At 43.8% G+C, this 19,012-nt stretch carries 15 protein-coding genes; 8 read left to right on the top strand and 7 right to left on the bottom strand.

All coding sequences use genetic code 11. The features are described from left to right. Positions 1–8 precede the first annotated feature (8 nt). Both ACT3TH_RS11645 and ACT3TH_RS11640 read right to left on the bottom strand, forming a co-directional pair. Positions 9–1,601, bottom strand: coding sequence for a 3-hydroxyacyl-CoA dehydrogenase (locus tag ACT3TH_RS11645; RefSeq protein ID WP_444756001.1), 1,593 nt, complete (start codon positions 1,599–1,601; stop codon positions 9–11). Positions 1,602–1,729: 128 nt separating this feature from the next. Further along, positions 1,730–2,506 (bottom strand): enoyl-CoA hydratase, encoded by a 777-nt coding sequence (locus ACT3TH_RS11640; RefSeq protein WP_444756000.1) that lies wholly within the window; start codon positions 2,504–2,506, stop codon positions 1,730–1,732. 357 nt (positions 2,507–2,863) lie between these two features. On the opposite strand from ACT3TH_RS11640, the gene ACT3TH_RS11635 reads away from it, so the two are divergent. From ACT3TH_RS11635 to ACT3TH_RS11620, 4 genes are all read left to right on the top strand, one after another. Further along, complete coding sequence (locus tag ACT3TH_RS11635) at positions 2,864–4,018, top strand: acyl-CoA dehydrogenase family protein (RefSeq protein WP_444755999.1); 1,155 nt, start codon at positions 2,864–2,866, stop codon at positions 4,016–4,018. A 297-nt stretch (positions 4,019–4,315) separates the two neighbouring features. Continuing rightward, positions 4,316–5,581: an MFS transporter gene (locus ACT3TH_RS11630; protein WP_444755998.1), complete on the top strand. Its 1,266-nt coding sequence runs from the start codon at positions 4,316–4,318 to the stop codon at positions 5,579–5,581. A gap of 283 nt (positions 5,582–5,864) precedes the next feature. After that, entirely contained in the window at positions 5,865–6,710 is an 846-nt protein-coding gene (locus ACT3TH_RS11625; protein ID WP_444755997.1) for an IclR family transcriptional regulator, read from the top strand. A 354-nt stretch (positions 6,711–7,064) separates the two neighbouring features. Further along, positions 7,065–8,159: an NADH:flavin oxidoreductase/NADH oxidase gene (locus tag ACT3TH_RS11620; RefSeq protein ID WP_444755996.1), complete on the top strand. Its 1,095-nt coding sequence runs from the start codon at positions 7,065–7,067 to the stop codon at positions 8,157–8,159. A gap of 159 nt (positions 8,160–8,318) precedes the next feature. Here ACT3TH_RS11620 and ACT3TH_RS11615 read toward each other — a convergent pair whose 3' ends face one another. Continuing rightward, positions 8,319–8,930, bottom strand: a complete 612-nt coding sequence (locus ACT3TH_RS11615) for a hypothetical protein (protein WP_444755995.1) — start codon at positions 8,928–8,930, stop codon at positions 8,319–8,321. A gap of 257 nt (positions 8,931–9,187) precedes the next feature. Continuing rightward, on the bottom strand, positions 9,188–9,322 hold the full coding sequence (locus ACT3TH_RS11610) for an SDR family NAD(P)-dependent oxidoreductase (RefSeq protein ID WP_444755994.1): 135 nt from the start codon (positions 9,320–9,322) through the stop codon (positions 9,188–9,190). 270 nt (positions 9,323–9,592) lie between these two features. Here ACT3TH_RS11610 and ACT3TH_RS11605 point away from each other — a divergent pair, with 270 nt between their 5' ends. After that, the gene (locus tag ACT3TH_RS11605; protein ID WP_444755993.1) at positions 9,593–9,871 is read left to right on the top strand and encodes a peptidylprolyl isomerase; all 279 of its coding nucleotides are present in this window, start codon (positions 9,593–9,595) and stop codon (positions 9,869–9,871) included. Positions 9,872–10,228: 357 nt separating this feature from the next. Here ACT3TH_RS11605 and ACT3TH_RS11600 read toward each other — a convergent pair whose 3' ends face one another. Beyond that, complete coding sequence (locus ACT3TH_RS11600; RefSeq protein WP_444755992.1) at positions 10,229–10,612, bottom strand: DUF1971 domain-containing protein; 384 nt, start codon at positions 10,610–10,612, stop codon at positions 10,229–10,231. Positions 10,613–10,837: 225 nt separating this feature from the next. Here ACT3TH_RS11600 and ACT3TH_RS11595 point away from each other — a divergent pair, with 225 nt between their 5' ends. Beyond that, positions 10,838–12,316 carry an MFS transporter gene (locus ACT3TH_RS11595; RefSeq protein WP_444755991.1) on the top strand — a complete coding sequence of 493 codons (1,479 nt, stop codon included), beginning with the start codon at positions 10,838–10,840 and terminating at the stop codon, positions 12,314–12,316. Between the two features lie 126 nt (positions 12,317–12,442). Here the strand turns inward: ACT3TH_RS11595 and narL are convergent, their stop codons facing one another. Both narL and ACT3TH_RS11585 read right to left on the bottom strand, forming a co-directional pair. Beyond that, complete coding sequence (narL, locus tag ACT3TH_RS11590) at positions 12,443–13,108, bottom strand: two-component system response regulator NarL (protein ID WP_444755990.1); 666 nt, start codon at positions 13,106–13,108, stop codon at positions 12,443–12,445. Between the two features lie 105 nt (positions 13,109–13,213). After that, positions 13,214–15,181: a histidine kinase gene (locus ACT3TH_RS11585; RefSeq protein ID WP_444755989.1), complete on the bottom strand. Its 1,968-nt coding sequence runs from the start codon at positions 15,179–15,181 to the stop codon at positions 13,214–13,216. 443 nt (positions 15,182–15,624) lie between these two features. Here ACT3TH_RS11585 and ACT3TH_RS11580 point away from each other — a divergent pair, with 443 nt between their 5' ends. Together ACT3TH_RS11580 and ACT3TH_RS11575 are read left to right on the top strand one after the other, a co-directional pair. Next, entirely contained in the window at positions 15,625–17,004 is a 1,380-nt protein-coding gene (locus ACT3TH_RS11580) for a NarK family nitrate/nitrite MFS transporter (RefSeq protein WP_444755988.1), read from the top strand. A 351-nt stretch (positions 17,005–17,355) separates the two neighbouring features. Next, positions 17,356–19,012 (top strand): molybdopterin-dependent oxidoreductase (locus ACT3TH_RS11575; protein ID WP_444755987.1); only part of this gene is annotated, 1,657 nt, incomplete at its 3' end.

Genomic DNA, 19,012 nt, shown 5'->3' with positions numbered 1-19,012 from the left:
TGCTGGTATTACAAATATTGGGTTTGCTCAGCAAACAGCGAGACACCAAGGGTAGCGCGGCGCTGTAACCATGGGCTTGGACGATAACGCGGATCATTTGTTAGCGCATAGATACGCGTTAGAATAAGTAAGATTCGCTCAGCACCAAGCGCATCGCCCCATGAGATAGGCCCATACGGGTAACCCAGTCCAAGTTTGACGGCATTGTCGATATCGCGAGGTGTGGCAATGCCTTGCTGGGCGATATCGCAGCCAAGATTTATTACCATTACCAGCACTCGCTGCGCCACAAAGCCCGTGCTCTCAGCAATCAGCGTGGCATTGGTTTGAGTAGTTGATATATTCTCATTCTGAGCGCTTTTATTACTCTTATCATTGCTACCAAATAGCGTATAAGCTTGAGCAATAAAATTATCCTGCGTGACAATACTTGGCATGAGCGTTCGATGTTTAGACAAGTCAGTGAGCATATCAATGGACACAGCTTGTTCAGGATTAACTTGATAGCGCATAGCGGCATTGGTGGTGTCTTCGCCATAAGTTGCCAGCAGTACTAGGCTGTTGGGGTGTGGCGTATCGTTATCATCAACATTGATGTCATAATCAGTTAGATAATCAATTAATCGTTGCTTGTCTTCTGCCCTATCTGCACCAATCCAAACTGAGACATTTGATAAGTCAGTCTCTAAAGTAGACAATGACGCCCCAGTTGATGATTGCGACGCATTTGCGACGAATTTTTGTCCATCTTGATACTGATAAAACCCTTCTCCCACTTTACGACCAAGTCTTTTCCCAGTGAGCATCTGACGGGTTAGCGGATGCGGGCGATAGCGGGGTTCGTGATAAAACTGCTCATAAATGGACTCCATCACTGGATGCGACACATCAACACCCGTGAGATCCATCAACTCAAATGGCCCCATACGAAAGCCTGCACCATCGCGTAAAATACGGTCAATCTGCTCAAAACTTGCAACGCCTTCGCCCAATATCTTTAACGCTTCTGTGCCGTAAGCTCGGCCTCCATGATTGACAATAAACCCTGGCGTGTCTTTTGCCACCACACCCAAATGTCCCATACGCTTAGCTAAGGTCGTGAGTGTCTCTACGACTGCTGGCTTGGTAGAAAGCCCTGGGATGATTTCGACGATTTTCATGAGGGGTACAGGATTAAAAAAATGAAAGCCCACTACGCGCTCTGGATGCTGGCAATCAGCAGCAATCGCCGTGACGGATAGCGATGACGTGTTGGTTGCCAAAATTGTCTCAGCGAATACCACATCTTCTAATTGTTTAAAAAGCTGTTGTTTGATGGTTAGATTTTCAATTATCGCTTCAATCACAACATCGACATTGGCAATCGATGCCAGCTCTTTAACCACGACAAGATTTTCTAAAGTCGCCTGTAGCTCGTCATCGGTAAACTTGCCTTTGGCAGCCAGCTTTTCGAGCGTGACTTTGAGCGTTTGTCGGCCGTTATCCGCAGCGCCTGATTTTGCATCAAATAACAGGACTTGAATGCCTGCTTGGGCGGCGATTTGGGCAATGCCCATGCCCATAATACCGGTGCCAACAATGGCCAATGTGTTCACAGTCATAATAATCCCTTATACAATCTTGTTTTTATCATCCGTTCAATATCAGAGAGGGCCAGCATGGCGACAGCAAGCAAGAAAAGTTTGTAGCAGTTGCGCACTATAACGCTAACTGGCCATACCTAAACAAACTACCGCCCTTTGTATTCAGCCGTGCGTTTTTCCAAAAAGGCCTTGGCACCTTCTTTCTGATCGTCGGTATCGAATAGAATCTGAAAGGCTTTACGCTCTAATGCCAAGCCAGCTTGTAGCGGCATATCTACCCCTAGATTGGCGACTTCTTTGATTTGGGCCAAAGCAATGGGTGAATAGTTTGCCAGTTGCTCAGCGATTTCAATGGCACGCTGAATGGTGGCCTCATCGTCAACGACTTCAGACACCAGTCCCATCTGGTCGGCTGCATCTGCGCTTATCATGTCGCCTGTCAAAATCAGCTTCATTGCTTTGTGCTTACCAATGGCACGAAACAGGCGCTGCGTGCCACCTGCTCCCGGCATCAGGCCAATCTTTATCTCTGGTTGTCCAAACTTAGCAGACTTGCCTGCGACAATGATATCGGCATGCATGGCAAGCTCACAGCCGCCGCCTAGTGCATAGCCATTGACCGCTGCAATGATAGGTTTGCGGCAGTTGGTAATTGCATCCCAGTGGCGCTCGCTATTGCGCAAATAGACGTCGACTGTTTTTGCGGTCAAAAAATCATTGATATCAGCGCCAGCGGCAAACACTTTGTCACCGCCAGTCAATACAATCGCCTTGGTCTGGGGATCATCATTTAATTGAATAAAGATATCTGCCATCTTTTCACGCAGCTCACCGTTTAACGCATTGCGAACCTTAGGTCGATTTAACTTGACCACGCTAACGCCATTTCCTTGGTACTCACAACTAATAATTTGCTCTTCCATGATACTGTCCTCTAACGACTGTTTTTAAATATGGTTTTTGCATGCGTTGCTGTAAAAGGCACTACTTAGGTAAATCACTACAAGCCTAAGAGCACATCAAAAATAAATCTTAAATACCGCACAGCGATATTTGATACCAATATATACCGTTTATTTTCCTTTGTGAAGAAAGAAATTTAATTAAATGTTACTTAATCAGAACTTTTCAAATTCATTAATTATTAAAAATACCGCAATGCGGTTTTTAAAACCAAAAGTATTGTAATTGAATAAATTATCTATTATGCTGGGGATTCGACTGAATTACGAAGTCATCATCCATAAGCAGCAGATGCTATTTAAACAAGGAAGTATCTTATGATTAGAGATAAGGAAGTACTTGACCATATCGTCCAAACCATTCGCCAATTCGTTAACAACCAGCTCATACCAAAAGAAGACTGGGTGGCAGAAAACGATCGCTTACCAGAAGAGATCATTAGTCAAATGCGAGAATTGGGTCTGTTTGGACTAACTATTCCTGAAGCATACGGCGGGCTTGGTCTGACGATGGAAGAGGAAGTCATCGTGGCTTTTGAATTGGGCCGCACTTCTCCGGCTTTTCGCTCTCTAATCGGCACTAATAACGGCATTGGCTCATCTGGTCTGGTCATCGATGGAACTGAAGAACAAAAACAAAAATATCTACCAAAACTTGCCAGCGGTGAGATTATCGGCTCATTTTGTTTGACTGAGCCCGAATCCGGCTCAGATGCCGCGTCACTGAGCACCACAGCGATCAAAGATGGTGACACCTATGTAATCAACGGCACCAAGCGCTACATCACCAACGCTCCGCAGGCAGGTGTGTTTACTGTCATGGCGCGTACTGATCCGCAAAACAAACGCTCAGGTGGCATTTCTGCCTTTATCGTTGAAAGTGACACCCCTGGTATTACGCTTGGCAAAATTGACAAAAAAATGGGACAAAAAGGCGCGCACACTTGCGATGTCATCTTTGATAATTGCATCGTTCCTGCAAGTGCGTTGATCGGCGGTGTCGAAGGCGTGGGCTTTAAAACAGCGATGAAAGTACTTGATAAAGGTCGCTTACATATCGCGGCTGCCAGTACGGGCGCGGCCACTCGGATGTTGGATGATGCTCTACGCTATGCGGTAGATCGTAAGCAGTTTGGTCAACCCATTGCCAATTTTCAGTTGATTCAAGCCATGCTTGCGGATTCAAAGGCAGAAATTTATGCGGCCAAATCAATGGTGTTAGATGCCTCGCGCCTACGTGATGAAGGTAAAGACGTGGTGACAGAATCGTCGTGCGCTAAGATGTTTGCGACCGAGATGTGTGGCCGCGTTGCTGACAGAGCGGTGCAAATTCATGGCGGTGCAGGCTACATTGCAGATTACGGCATTGAGCGCTTTTATCGTGACGTGCGCTTATACCGCTTATACGAAGGTACCACCCAAATCCAGCAAATTATTATCGCCCGCAATATGATTAAAGAAGCGAGCGAGTAATCATCGGTCATTTAAGGAATTTGATATCTAATCCATTTTAAAAGAGTACGGTTCTACTGAGTTGAATTTTTCGAAACCTGTGTCACGCTTGTGAACAGCCAGTGAGAAAAATTTATACCAGTAGCGCATTATGTCTATATGCACTACTTCTTTTTTGGATTGACTATATCAAGGCGTACTTAGGTATTTGCTAGGACGCAGATACCTAAAGTTAAGCTTGAGCTTGAACCTAAGCCATATAACAACCCATGCTAGAGACAATCGTCTTTTACTCTCACAACAATAAGGATATTCATTGTGAAAAGTGCCGCTATCGCGTCAAATCCAAGCTTGAATGCCGCTCAAAAACAACCTTGGAAATTGGCGTTCTTTTTTTGTTTTTTAGTATTGTTATGTGATGGTGCGGATATTGGTATTCTTGCCTTTACTTTGTCAAGTTTGAAGGAAGAGTTTGGCTTGACCAACGTACAAGCTGGAGCGCTCGGCAGTTGGTCCTTATTTGGTATGGCAATCGGTGGGGTTTTTGGCGGCTGGGCCTGTGATCGTTTTGGCCGCGTGCGTGTTATCGTGATTGCAACGGCAATGTTTTCTATCCTGTCTGGTTTTAGCGGATTTGTGCAGAGCTATGAGCAGTTTGTGGCATTGCGATTTGTCGCTTGTTTGGGTCTTGGTAGTTTGTATATCGCAACCAACACGCTGATGTCTGAGATGGTCCCAACTAAGCATCGAACGACCGTGCTTGCTGCACTAATGACAGGCTTTACCTTGGGATCACTAGTCATCACCAGCATCTCAGCATGGATCATTCCTGTCTATGGCTGGCGCACCTTATATCTCTTAACTTTTATCCCGATTCTTCTCTCAATCTCTATGTATTTTTTGATTCCTGAACCTCAATCTTGGAAAGAGGCGCGCGCGCTTAAGCTCAGCGGACTCAAAAACTCGCTTGAAAAACCTGAAAACCCCTATAAAGCCATATTTGAACATCCAAAACATCGCTTGATGTTTATCTTATGGTCGATGAGCTCAGGACTACTACTGTTTGGTTATTTTGGCGTCAGTAACTGGCTGCCGTCTTATTTAGAAACCGAACTAGGTATTAAGTTTAAAGAGATGGCGCTATATATGGCGGGTACGTATTTGACCATGATGTTTGCTAAAGTCGTCGCGGGCCTTGTGGCTGATAAAATCGGTCGCAAAATCGTATTTGCCTTCGGTACGATGGGCACTGCCTTATTTATCCCTATTTTGGTGTATATGCACACGCCGGAAAACATCGGCTGGTTGATGATTACCTTCGGTTTCTTATACGGTATTCCTTATGCTATTAACGCCACTTATTTAACCGAAAGCTTCCCCACTGCTATCCGTGGCACTGCTATTGGCGGCGCTTTTAATATTGGCCGACTCGGTTCAGTGATTGCGCCTGTCGCTATTGGTTATATGGCCATGCACAATTCTATTGGCTCAGGGTTATTGCTGATGGCAGGCGCGTACTTCTTATGTGGTCTGATTCCAACTTTGTTTATCAAAGAAAAGCAGTATGATCCCCAGCAAGCTTAATACCAATAAATGAAATATCAGTCAGTATATGTACCGCATAGCGAAATAGCTTATAATGCCTATATTAAAGATCTGAATGTATATTGATAAATAAGGGCTACACGACATTATAGTACGTGACTGGTAAAAATTTTTCTTGCTTGCTGTGCCTAGGCCGACAGAGGCTACGAAAAATTTATCCCAGTCACACCGTCTTTGTTTTGCATTTACCTGTACAAACAGCCTTACAAGTAGTGTGTACCCTTGTACTTACCTTCACTTAATTGAGACTAAAAAAGACCCTATGACAACTAAAGCTGGTGCAGATCAAGACACTAACAATGCCGCCCATATCGAATTGTTAGAGCCGATTGCAGAGATGAGGGATCAAAACGACAGGCAGTTTGTCACAGCCTTGGCTCGTGGACTGGAATTGCTTCGTTGTTTTACGCCTCAGCGGCCGTATCTTGGCAATCAAGATTTGAGTCAATTGACAGGGCTACCTAAAGGCACAATCACCCGCCTGACTTATACCTTGGTCAAGTTGGGATATTTAAAACAATCAACAAACAGCAGTAAATATCAGCTCTCTGTCGGTGTATTGGGTTTTGGCTATACGATGATGGCCAATATCTCTACCAATAATTTGGTCACACCTTACATGGAGGAGCTTGCCGATTATGCCAATAGTGCTGTCGCTATGGCAACCCGCGACCGACTAATGATGGTCTATCTAAACGTCGTGCAAGGCTCTGGCGCCACAACCATGCGCCGCAACGTTGGCTCTTACCTGCCCATTCATTTAAGCTCAATGGGTAGAGCCTGTTTGGCAAGTATGCCGCCTGCCGAGCAAGAGTTTATCCTAAATGCCATTCGGAGTAAGTATAAAGAGGATTGGCTAAAAATCAGACGAGGACTCGACAAAGCGTTTAAAGACTATGACGATTATGGCTATTGTTTTTCGATCAGTGAATGGCAAAAAGATGTGAATGCGGTCGCCACTGCTTTAATGCATCCGACTGAGGGACTTCTAACGTTTAACTGCGGCGCACCAAGCTTTGTGCTTAGTCGTGACAAATTAGAAGAAGACATCGCCCCTCGCCTGCTACATATGAAAAACAGTATCCAAGACAACCTGTATATTAGCTAGGGCATTGCAGCAAAATTTAGTAGTAAAACGTCATATGAAGACATACCTGCCAAAAATTTTAAACCACTTAGGCCTACATGTCATGGCTTATACATAAATGTGCCCTATAAAAATAACCATTCATCCCCATCAACTATTCAATCGCTGATCATATATAGTCAGTTCTCAATAAAATAGATCCGTTAATAATGTGTGACTGGTATAAATTTTTCTTGCATGCTGTTAATACAGAGGTTGCGCAAAATTTATCCCAGTCTCACTGTATCTCTTTTAAAGAGAATCGACCATAGACAATTTATATCGCTTTTGCATTTTATTTTCCGTGCCTTTAGACGTATTTTTTAAGGATTCACCATGAGCCAGCTTTTTTCGCCTTTGACACTTGGGCAACTAACACTAGATAACCGTATTATCATTGCACCCATGTGCCAATACTCTGCCAATGATGGCGCGGCAAGCGATTGGCATACGATTCATTTGGGCCAACTGAGTTTGAGCGGCGCAGGACTACTTATTTTAGAAGCAACGGCCGTCAACCCACAAGGACGTATCAGCTATGCTGACTTGGGATTGTGGGATGACAGAACGCAAACAGCGCTGGGTAAAACTTTAACAGCTATCAGACAGTACAGCCCTATGCCGATTGGTGTCCAACTTGCCCATGCGGGGCGTAAAGCGTCAACTGAAAAACCATGGGACGGCGGCGGTTCGATTGCGCCGGATCAGTTAAACGGCTGGCAAACGGTTGCACCGTCGGCACTTGCGTATGATGAAAATTCCACTGTGCCCAAAGCAATGGATCAAAATGACATTGATGCGCTAATAAGCGACTTTGTCAATGCAGCAAAACGCACCGATGCGCTGGGTATTGACTTGATTGAAATCCACGGCGCTCACGGTTATCTATTACACCAGTTTTTATCGCCACTTTCTAATAAACGTGATGATCAATACGGCGGCAGCCTTGAGAACAGAATGCGTTTGCTGCTTGACGTATTTACAGCGGTTCGGGCTGAGTTTCCAAGCGAAAAGCCAGTGGGTGTGCGTGTGTCTGCAACCGATTGGGTTGAGGGCGGCTGGGATCTTACACAAACGATCGAACTGGCTAAAGCATTAGAGGCATTAGGCTGTGATTATATCCATGTAAGCACGGCAGGACTTAGCCCAGAACAACAAATTCCTGTGGAAGCTAATTATCAAGTGCCTTTTGCAACAGCCTTAAAAGAAGCGGTCAATATACCCGTCATCGCAGTGGGCTTGATAACTGAAGCCAAGCAAGCGCAAAGCATCATTACTGAGCAGCAAGCTGATGCGGTTGCCTTAGCACGAGGCATCCTTTATAACCCGCACTGGCCTTGGTATGCTGCTGCAGAGCTTGGCGCAAAAGTAAAAGCGCCTAAACAATATCTGCGCTCAAGCCCACACGGTAAACCGTCTCCGATAGAGTAATCACATAAGCAATAAAGGCTCAATTGGTTAAAACCGATTGAGCTTTGCCGTTATAAATAGAGTGGTTAATGAGCACTTTTCAGCGTAGAAGTGGTTAAGAGGCTTTGCACAATTAAAAAAGAAGTAAAGAGTGATACCGTTTAAATGTTGGCTGTCGGCTCAGTGACATGAGTAGTCATTGGTAACGACTGCATTTGCGACAAAGTGATCATAGTATTTTCGCGCCTCCTCCTCTGGCCCAAGAGCAACGTCAATGAGCATTTGAAGACTCCATACGGGGCCAAGAATCACTTGATCTAAGTCTAGGCCTTCGGGATAAGCCTCTGGGTCTATCGCCATTTCAAGGTTTTCAAACCACCAAATTTCTATTTTTCTCAATAGGCCAGTCATTTCTTCGAATGCTTCGGCGACATCAAATTCTACACCTGACGAGGCAAACGTGAGCATCTCATGAGCTAAGGTATTACGACACTTTTTAATATGCTCAAATTTCTCTACATCTTTATCATCAATAGCACTCATATCTTGAAGCCATTTCAATGATGCATAGAGAGGGCTTCTATTTAAGGTAAGAACCTTTTCTTTATATTCAGGACTAACAATCATCCCATTTTCATCAAACCCATCTGTAAAAAATCCTTCTATTTTTTCAACAATGCTGCTCTTGAGCATTTCGAAGGCCATCGAAAATATAGAGGCGGTAATAATATTTTTTTTAAGCGTCTCAGGATGAAGTACTCGCTCCCATGATGCTTTAACTTTTTCATCCATGCTCGATCTCGATAAAGAAACTTAATAGCTTATTCTGTCCCATTTTTGTGATTTATAACACCCTAAAACGATGTATATTACATAGCTCAATAATTCCACTGAATGACTGCAATGCAAACCAAGAATTAAAATATCCAAAAATCACGGCTTGTTAGCAGGCTAAAAGTAGTCGCTTAAAATTAGCAAAGAAAGAGTAAAAACCAACTGTTATTTGTCCATATTTAATAGCTTGTTAGGCTACGATTTCCGTAACAATTTTAATATCGCAAGAGATTGCCAAGGCGAGCAAGTAAAACAACGTGTGCACCCTTCTCTACAGCGGCAATCGCTGTCGCCTTGCCAATACCAGACGACGCACCCGTTATCATTATGATTGAGTGTTCAATCTTCATTATATTAGTCTCTTTTTTTGATTGAGCTTGAAATACAGTAGTAGGAAAAGAGTAAAAATTTACTTCTCATTCAGTTTCTTTACTACCAAGGATTTAACAACGTTTGATGAATAATACCAATAAATACTTAAACATATTGTCTTTATTCTTGTTAATACACATTGGTATGAGCAATATTGTTAACTTGCCAGCATTCAAGTGAGACTAACAACCTAGATAAGCCGTGATATAATGCCGCGATTATCTATATTTTATAAAAGGTTTACTCTTATGGCTCGTACAGCTAGCGCATCACACATTTTAGTAAAACATAAAGAACAGGCAGAAGACATTATTGCCAAGCTTAAAAAAGGCGCTCAGTTTGATGTGCTGGCTAAGAAACACTCAACCTGCCCCTCAGGTAAAAAAGGTGGCAATTTAGGTGAGTTTACACAAGGCGAGATGGTACCAGCATTCGATAAAATCTGCTTCAACGGTGAGCTATTTACCCCGCATTTGGTAAAGACCAAATTTGGCTGGCATGTGGTTAAGGTGCTTTATAGAACTTAGGCTTTAGAGTTGGAGCTTTGATTAGAAGCTCTGCTCGACCTACGCGCTACAATATATATTTTGTATTATAGTTTGTGACCAATTCTAATGTTGCTCTCGTTATTGGCTTGTCCGTCCTATGAGGTGATAAATGAGCGACAAGGTTGGCTTGATTAGCAAAGATACCAGACTTTTCTCTAACTTTTTTGTATTCCATATTCAGATTGGTTTTGCCGCCCTAAGCGTAACATTGCCTTGGTTATCAAGACGAGCTGCTGCAAAGCTCGTATCGCTACCGAGATTGGTGACAAAAGTGGTTCATGAGTTACCTCTCACATCTTGAATAACCGTTTAAGACTTCAGTCAGTGTGATGGTTTTCATTTGACTGACTGATCAAATAATTTTTCGATGGGTTTCGTGTGGATGGTTGAGCTATTAAACATCGACTTGTTACCCGTGTCCCCTTCTGTCCAAAAGTTGATATTGAATTGGGCATCATCGCTCAACTCTATGCGGTGCCAATATTGAGGCGGGCTAACAGCAAACTGTCCTGCTTTGATCACGATGGTTTTTTCTGGGTCGGTAGCGGCTTCATTCGCAAAGCCATAAAAGGTGACTGTGCCCTGCATGACGCAAATTTGGCCAAATACGCCTTCTGCCGTGTTGTGATGGGTCAATAATGCTTTAGGGACATTATCCTTGGTGAAAAAATGGGTAGAACGTTTTATTTTCCAGTGAGTTGGTATTATTGACTGACTCATGGTACTTCCTTAGCGAATTTGATTTATTTATTTTAGTGTTCGACTTAAGAGCGTCTTGCGACTCTGAGTATCAATTAATATATCACATTGAGTCTACTTTTTAATCCTCATTAAGTAGTATGTAAAGCAGGATATATACTGCTTTCGCCCAATAGTAGCGTCTCCTACTTGTTGCTACATTGTCTCCATTTAAACTAGCCAGTTTTATGGTGGAGGACACTTGTCATGCATGCGAAAGAGCTACTTGAGGTTGAACGTCGTGATATAAGAGCACTTCACTACACGTGGATTGCTTTTTTCCTTACCTTTTATGTCTGGTTCAATATGGCACCGCTCGCAACGTCGATGCTACAGACTGAAAGCTACTTGACCCCTGATCACATCAAATTGTTTTTGATTGCCAATGTCGCTTTAACGATTCCTGGTCGCGTGGTCGTAGGAATGGCATTGGACCGTTTTGGCCCTCGACGCGTGTTTTCCATACTTATGGTGGTGATGGCGATACCGACGTGGTTTTTCGCTTTCGGTAACTCTGCCATGCAGCTATTTGTCGCGCGGTTGTTTATGTCTATCGTTGGCGCAGGTTTTGTTGTCGGTATACATATGACCGCATTGTGGTTTAAGCCCAAAGACATTGGCCTTGCTGAAGGGTTTTACGCAGGCTGGGGCAACTTTGGCTCCGCTGCCGCCGCGATTACTATCCCTACCGTTGCGCTACAGTTTTTTGGTGGTGAAGATGGGTGGCGTTGGGCCATTGCATTATCTGGCTTGCTCATGGCAGCATATGGCGTTGCCTATTGGTTTTTGATAACCGATGGCCCTACAGAAGATACCCATAAAAAAGCCCGTAAGGCGGGAGCCTTAGAGGTGTCAAGTTGGCGAGATCTTTTACTATATTGCCTATTTATCGTTCCCTTATATGGTGTATTGGGCGTATTGGTTTACCGCACTCAAAATATGGGGTTTCTGAGTGAGACAGGTGCGTGGGCTTTTTATATTCTGATCGCTGTTGTGGTTATCTACCAAATTTATAAGGCCATTAGTGTCAACGTGCCCATGCTCAAAGCGGGTATTCCTGAAGACGATAAATACCCCTTTACCTCTGTGGCTGCCCTCAATGTCACTTATTTCGCCAATTTTGGCGCAGAGCTAGCAGTGGTCTCTATGCTACCGATGTTTTTTGCAGCAACGTGGAAGCTTGACCCTACCGTAGCAGGTCTAGTGGCGTCGACTTTTGCTTTTGTTAATTTATGGGCGCGTCCGCTAGGGGGTTATATCTCTGATCGCATCGGCAATCGTCGTTTGGTTATGTTGGTATATATGTTCGGCATTGGTATCGGCTTTGGTCTGATGGGGTTACTGAATGCAGAGTGGCCATTGTTTATTGCCGTGGTCTTCACCATTTTATGTTCAGTGTTTGTGCAAGGTGCAGAAGGCGCAACTTTCGGTATTATTCCGTCGATTAAGCGACGCCTAACGGGGCAAATATCTGGTATGGCAGGGGCTTATGGTAACGTTGGGGCCGTGTTTTACTTATTTGTCTTTACCTTGGTTGAACCAAACCAGTTCTTTTTTATTATTGCTATAGGGGCGTTTATTGCTTGGATACTTTGTTTTTTCTGGTTAAAAGAACCTGAAGGCGCTTTTGATGACGAATACAAAATGTCATCAGTAGATCGACAGATTGCCGCCGAAGAAGGCTAATCTGATTAACCTGTATAAGAAAACCACCTAGCTTATAGGCTCGGTGGTTTTTTGGCATAGATAGAGGTGTATTATCGCAAGTATGGGCATTACCTAAAAGACTTTCATAACTGCTGGATGCTTCCTCTATGACTGCTTAGACAAATGATTCACTGTCCATACCGCCGCTTCTACCCGCGTGCGCAGACCTGTTTTATTGAGAATGTGTTTAACATGAACCTTGACGGTAGATTCTGCGATATCCAATTTATTGGCAATCATTTTGTTACTGAGTCCTTCAGCGATCATTTGAATCACCTGTAGTTCTCTACTCGTTAGATTGCCTGCAATGTCTTCAATACTGGGTGTACGCAACGTTTGTGCCAGTATCGATGCAAGATTGGGACTAATGACCAGCTCTCCTCGCAATACCTTTCGAATATCGACGATAATTAACTCAGGCTCCATATCCTTTAATAAGTAGCCATCGACGCCCAACTTTAAAGCCTCTTGTACATCTTCACCACTGTCAGAAACCGTGAACAGTACAGTCTTGATACTGATATTTCTTGCTTTGATTTCTCTTAATGTTTCGATACCAGTGAGTACCGGCATCTTATGGTCAAGTATCACCAAATCCACTTCATTGTTTTCTAAAAAAGCCAATGCATCTTGACCATTGCTGGCCTCACCAACGACTTTGACATCGCTCTCAAGACTTAATAGTTCAGATATGCCGCGGCGTAGCATAGGATGGTCGTCCACTAATAACAGCCGAGCTGGAGAACTGCTGGTATAAACTTTAGTACTCATAACATACTCACAAATTAAAAATGGTGCAAAAATTTCATTGTCCGAAATTAAAACAAAAAGATTAGAAACAACAAGCCAATCATTCAAAATTATTATTTTGTTAAATTACAAATAAGCATCTTTGTTGCTATCTTCATTAAAAAAGTTGGGTTCAAATCTGACTGTGATGATGGTGCCTTGCGGTTGATTTTCAGCAACGATTAGCTCGCCACCGATGTTATGGGCGCGCTCTTTCATAATCATTAAACCGTGGTGCTGTGTTTGATCGACACTACCCGACATACCGATACCATCATCAATGATGCTCATAGCGATATGCTTATCGTCCTCTTCATAACCGAGACGAATCTCTACGCGTTGTGCTTGGGCATGGCGGCTGATATTTGATAGGGCTTCTCTGGCAATTTGAATCAAATCTATCTGTTCAGTGGCACTTAGATTGAGCGTCATAATATGATTGTGTACCGCTATATCAAAGTTACCCTTCAAGGCAAACTCGCTGGCGGCGTCGTGCAATGCTTCATCAAAACTGTCGGTATCAATAGTCAGGCGAAAAGTGACCAATAAATCTCTTAACTGCTGATAAGCTGAACCCAGTCCCACTTTTATCTGTTCAATATTTTGATACACAGGGGCTTGCACTGATTCGCTGCCAGCATTTTTAAGATGTCGTTCTAAAACGCTCACTTGGATTTTTAGATAAGACAACGACTGCGCTAAAGAGTCATGCAGTTCTCTGGCAATGGTCGAGCGCTCTTCGAGCAAAATAAGCTGATGCTCTTGCTGTCTTTGCTTGCGTAGCGACAATGCGGCACTGATTAAATTGGTCAATGCAACGATTAACTCATTGTTTTGGGCATCTAATTCCGTACTTGAAAATAGAAACGCACTCTCCTCTTCTGTCATTTTAATGCGCTGTGATGGCGATATGTCATTCTTGTCATCCGATGTCAAAGTACTGCTCATCACTAGGGCAGACTTTGGTCTGACACGTAGCTCACCAAACTCTTCTTGTTGATGACTAATAGGATAAGACTTGGTGAACTCGCCATTTTTGGTCACGCAGTTATCGCAGTTGAGCTTTTTGCACAGCTCTTTCATTTTTTCGCCATGAAGAACAATGGCATTTTTTTGGGTGATATATTTATTCTGTATACACAGCGTAAATTCTAAATGGGGAAAGGTTTTGCTGAAATCGGCAATCAACGCATCGAGCCGATATAAGCTCACTTGATTGGTAGTGATAGATTTTGAAAAGTCATAAAACAGCGACAGTACTTGATTGGCTTTTACCAGATGCTGGGTTTTGATCTGCACTTCATTTTCAAGCGAGCGCTGAGAAGTCTCAATCGTACTCGCCATCTCATTAAAAGAGCTGCCAAGCGTTTCAAATTCTCTATAACCCGTAATAAATACTCTGGTATCGCACTTGCCTTCTTTAAACCGATTATTGGCTTTAATCAGTTGCTGGATAGGCGTTAGGACTGACTGATGGAGTCTACGTATGCCAATGAGCATAATAATGATGGTTAGTATCAGTGAGAGCATTTGCAGTTTTTGCTGCCATGTCTGCCGCTGCTCATTTCTATACTGTAGCTCACCAACAAAGCGATTTACATCTTCGATATACTGCGCTGAGACGCCATAAAAACCCTGCTTATCTTGTGCTAATAACGCGGGCTTCAACTCTTCAAACCACTGGGCTTTAATCTGACTCAGTTCACTGTTAATAAGTGTATGTCTATTGGCACTCGTTAGCTGATACGCCTGCAACTCTTCAAGCCGGTTTTCCATGTCTTCAACAAGAATGTCCACCTTTTCGGCAATGTCTTTATCAGAAAAGTCTAATCTATCTTGTTGTTCTGCCTGGTTTGCAATTTGATTGTCACTTTGATTCTCCAAGCCACTCTGTTTAATACTTAGGTTTGAGCTAAAAGGATCATCAGCCTCAAAATCAGTCGCTATCTGAAGGCTAATACGATACGTCGCCATTCGAATCGAGCCTGCGGTATTAATAGCCTCGGCATCTGATTTTGCTATCCAAGCAAGTACCCCACTACCGACCGCTGACATAAAACATAAGACAAAGATTATGAGAATCGTAATCCAAGCATGAAGGAACAAAGATTGTCTTCGTAGACTATACATAATTAATAACGTTCACCCATCAAAAACCAGTTTTTGAAAACCTCACACTTAAAACTTTTAAGACCATGGTTTTGAGTATCAAGGGATTGAAAGACAAACCCATCGCTAATAAACCTGCCTGCAATATACTCCTTTTAGTCATCAGTATACCACTATGTATTAATACTAATAATGGGGTTAACGAAGTACCGTAAGTCATTATTTGTTATGCCTCCATCAAGTGATGGTTAGCGCTAACGCGTAATCGTACTCGCGCTTTTTTTATCATTTGTAATAAAAGCGGCGGCGTACCGCAATTTTTATAGCGGCTTAACGATATAAAAATATCAACGATCACTAAGCACAGACGATATTAAGTGAGGAATAGTATGGGCAATGATTACAACTTCAAAGGTGGTAAGCTCATCACTGACTGGCGTCCTGAAATAAAAGAGTTCTGGGAAGGTGGCGGCAAAAAAGTCGCTACTCGAAATTTATGGATATCTATCCCATCATTATTACTGGCATTTGCAGTATGGATGGTGTGGAGCGCGGTCATCGTTCGCCTACCAGAGGTCGGCTTTGACTTTGATGCCGGACAGCTGTTTTGGTTGGCGGCGTTGCCAGGTCTATCGGGGGCAACACTGCGGATTTTTTATTCCTTTATGGTGCCTATTTTTGGTGGACGCCGTTGGACGGCAATCTCTACGGCATCGTTACTCATCCCAGCACTATGGATGGGGTTTGCTGTGCAAAATCCTGATACACCGTTTATGATATTTGCCATTATTGCGCTACTTTGCGGCTTTGGTGGGGGCAATTTTGCGTCATCCATGTCTAACATCTCTTTTTTCTATCCCAAAGCGGAGCAAGGCACCGCGCTTGGCCTGAATGCAGGTCTTGGTAATCTGGGCGTATCTGTCATGCAGTTCGTCGTTCCAGTCATCATACTGGTGGCGGCATTTGGTAGTTTGGGCGGTGACCCGCAGGTATCAGATACTGGTAAATTGATTTATCTACAAAACGCCGGCTTTATCTGGGTACCATTTATCTTACTGTTTTCAGTGCTGGCTTGGTTTGGGATGAACGACATCTCTACCGCTAAAGCGTCATTCAAAGATCAATCAATCATCTTTAAACGTAAACACAACTGGATCATGTGTATTCTTTACATGGCCACGTTTGGCTCATTTATTGGATTTTCAGCGGCTTTTCCGATGTTGATTAAAAACTCGTTTCCCGCCATTGATGCACTCAAATTTGCTTTTTTAGGGCCGCTGGTTGGGGCGTTATTTCGTCCAATAGGTGGCTGGATCTCTGATAAAGTTGGCGGCGCTAAAGTGACGCTTTGGAACTATGTGGTGATGGTATTGGCCGTTTTGGCTGTGATGTACTTCTTACCGAGCGAAACCAGTGAAGGCAGTTTCATTGGTTACTTTATCTCCTTCATGGTGCTGTTTATTACCACCGGTATTGGTAACGGCTCTACCTTTACGATGATTCCCGTTATTTTTAGAACCTTTCATGAGCGCCTTAAACCACAAAAAGCGGGTACAGAAGAACTGTTCGTTGAGATACGTAAAGAGTCAGCTGCGGTGGTTGGTTTTACCTCAGCAGTAGCAGCATATGGCGCATTCTTCGTCCCCAAGATGTTTGGCTCAGGACTGGGTGTTGACGGCACTTTTATCGCTTTGGTTGTCTTTTATGTGCTCTGTATTTTGTTGACTTGGTGGTATTATAGCCGTTCCAACGCTGAGATTCCTTGCTAATACGCCTCTTCCGATAAACAATCCTTATCCTTTTAACCGTGCTACTTGCTGATGTAAGTGGCACTTTTTTTGTCTTAAATATTATTTTAAATGTTTACTGCTACTTTTGGCTTATTAATTGGCAGTACTTATTTGTTCTTAACGATGCTTTTAAGAAGATTTGAGTGTTAGCAGCTACTACTAAGGTGGTAGTGCTGTGCTCATGTTAGATGATAGTAAGACTGCTATGACTTACTTAGAATGACGCTATCGACATGATATTGACGGCTTATGTGCATACAGATACGAATACAGAACTCGCCTGCACTCAGCTCTAAATAAACCATACGCAACAACACAGAGGATAGCGAAATGAGCCATTTACTCGACCAATTCCGTTTTTTTAAACGCAAACAAGGCGAATTCTCCGATGGACATGGCGAGACGCGCGATGAGCCTCGTGATTGGGAAAACGTGTATCGCAGTCGTTGGCAGTATGACAAAATCGTGCGCTCGACACATGGTGTCAACTGTACTGGTTCTTGCTCGTGGAAAATCTACGTAAAGAACGGACTGGTGACTTGGGAGACACAGCAAACCGACTATCCAGAAACCCGCCCAGATCTACCGAATCACGAACCGCGTGGCTGTCCTCGTGGCGCAAGTTACAGCTGGTACATGTACTCTGCCAACCGTGTCAAATATCCTAAAGTGCGTAAGCCGCTACTCAAATTATGGCGCGAAGCCAAAGCTCAGCATCCTGATCCAGTGGATGCTTGGGGCAGTATCGTCCAAGACCCTATCAAAGCTGAACAGTATAAGTCCAAGCGTGGTTTGGGTGGTTTTATCCGCTCGACGTGGAGCGAGGTCAATGAAATCATCGCGGCCAGTAACGTCTATACCGCTAAAACCTTTGGTCCTGATCGTATTGTTGGCTTCTCTCCGATTCCTGCCATGTCGATGGTCAGTTATGCGGCGGGTAGTCGTTATTTGTCTCTTATCGGTGGCGTCTGCTTATCGTTTTATGACTGGTACTGCGATCTACCGCCTGCTTCGCCCATGGTTTGGGGCGAACAAACAGACGTGCCAGAATCAGCGGATTGGTACAACTCTGACTATATTATTGCGTGGGGTTCTAACGTTCCGCAAACGCGTACACCCGATGCGCATTTCTTCACCGAAGTTCGTTACAAAGGCACTAAAACCGTCTCTATCACCCCTGACTATGCTGAAGTGTCTAAATTAACCGACTTATGGTTGAACCCAAAACAAGGTACCGATGCCGCCGTGGCTCAAGCCTTTTGTCACGTCATTATCAAAGAATTTTATCTCAAGCAGCCAAGCGATTATTTCTTAGACTATGCCAAGCGCTACACCGATTTACCGGTCCTAGTCATGCTAGAAGGCGAAAACGGCGCGCGCCATGCTGGTCGCTATCTGCGTGCTTCTGACTTAATTGATAATCTGGGTCAAGAAAACAATCCAGAATGGAAAACTATCGGACTGAACAGTGATGGCGAACTGGTTTCCCCGCTTGGCTCTATCGGCTATCGCTGGGGAGAAAAAGGCAAATGGAACCTTGAACAAAAAAACGGTACCACAGGTACAGATATTGATCTAACACTGACTTTAAAAGACAGTGGTGAAACCTGCTTAGTCGGCTTTGACTATTTTGGTCATGTTGAACACCCACATTTTGCGTCCGTACCAGGCGAAGCCATACAACAAAAAACCATTCCCTGCAAAACCATCACCCTTGCCGATGGCACAACCGCTATCGTCGCAACCGTATTTGATTTAACGGTTGCTAACCTTGGCGTAGATAATGGGGTTGGTGGCGAGCATGTCACTGATGACTACAACGATGCAACCGTACCAGGCACGCCTGCATGGCAAGAAGTAATCACTGGTCTGAGTCGTGAGCGTGTCATTCAAGTGGCACGTGAGTTCGCAGAAAACGCTCATAAAACCCATGGTAAATCGATGATCATCATCGGTGCTGGTATGAACCACTGGTATCACCTCGATA

Origin of the sequence: Psychrobacter sp. AOP22-C1-C5 (assembly GCF_052378885.1) — a bacterium.
GTDB lineage: Bacteria > Pseudomonadota > Gammaproteobacteria > Pseudomonadales > Moraxellaceae > Psychrobacter.
Note: the sequence above shows the minus strand (reverse complement) of the source record. Positions and strands in the feature narration are given on the sequence as shown.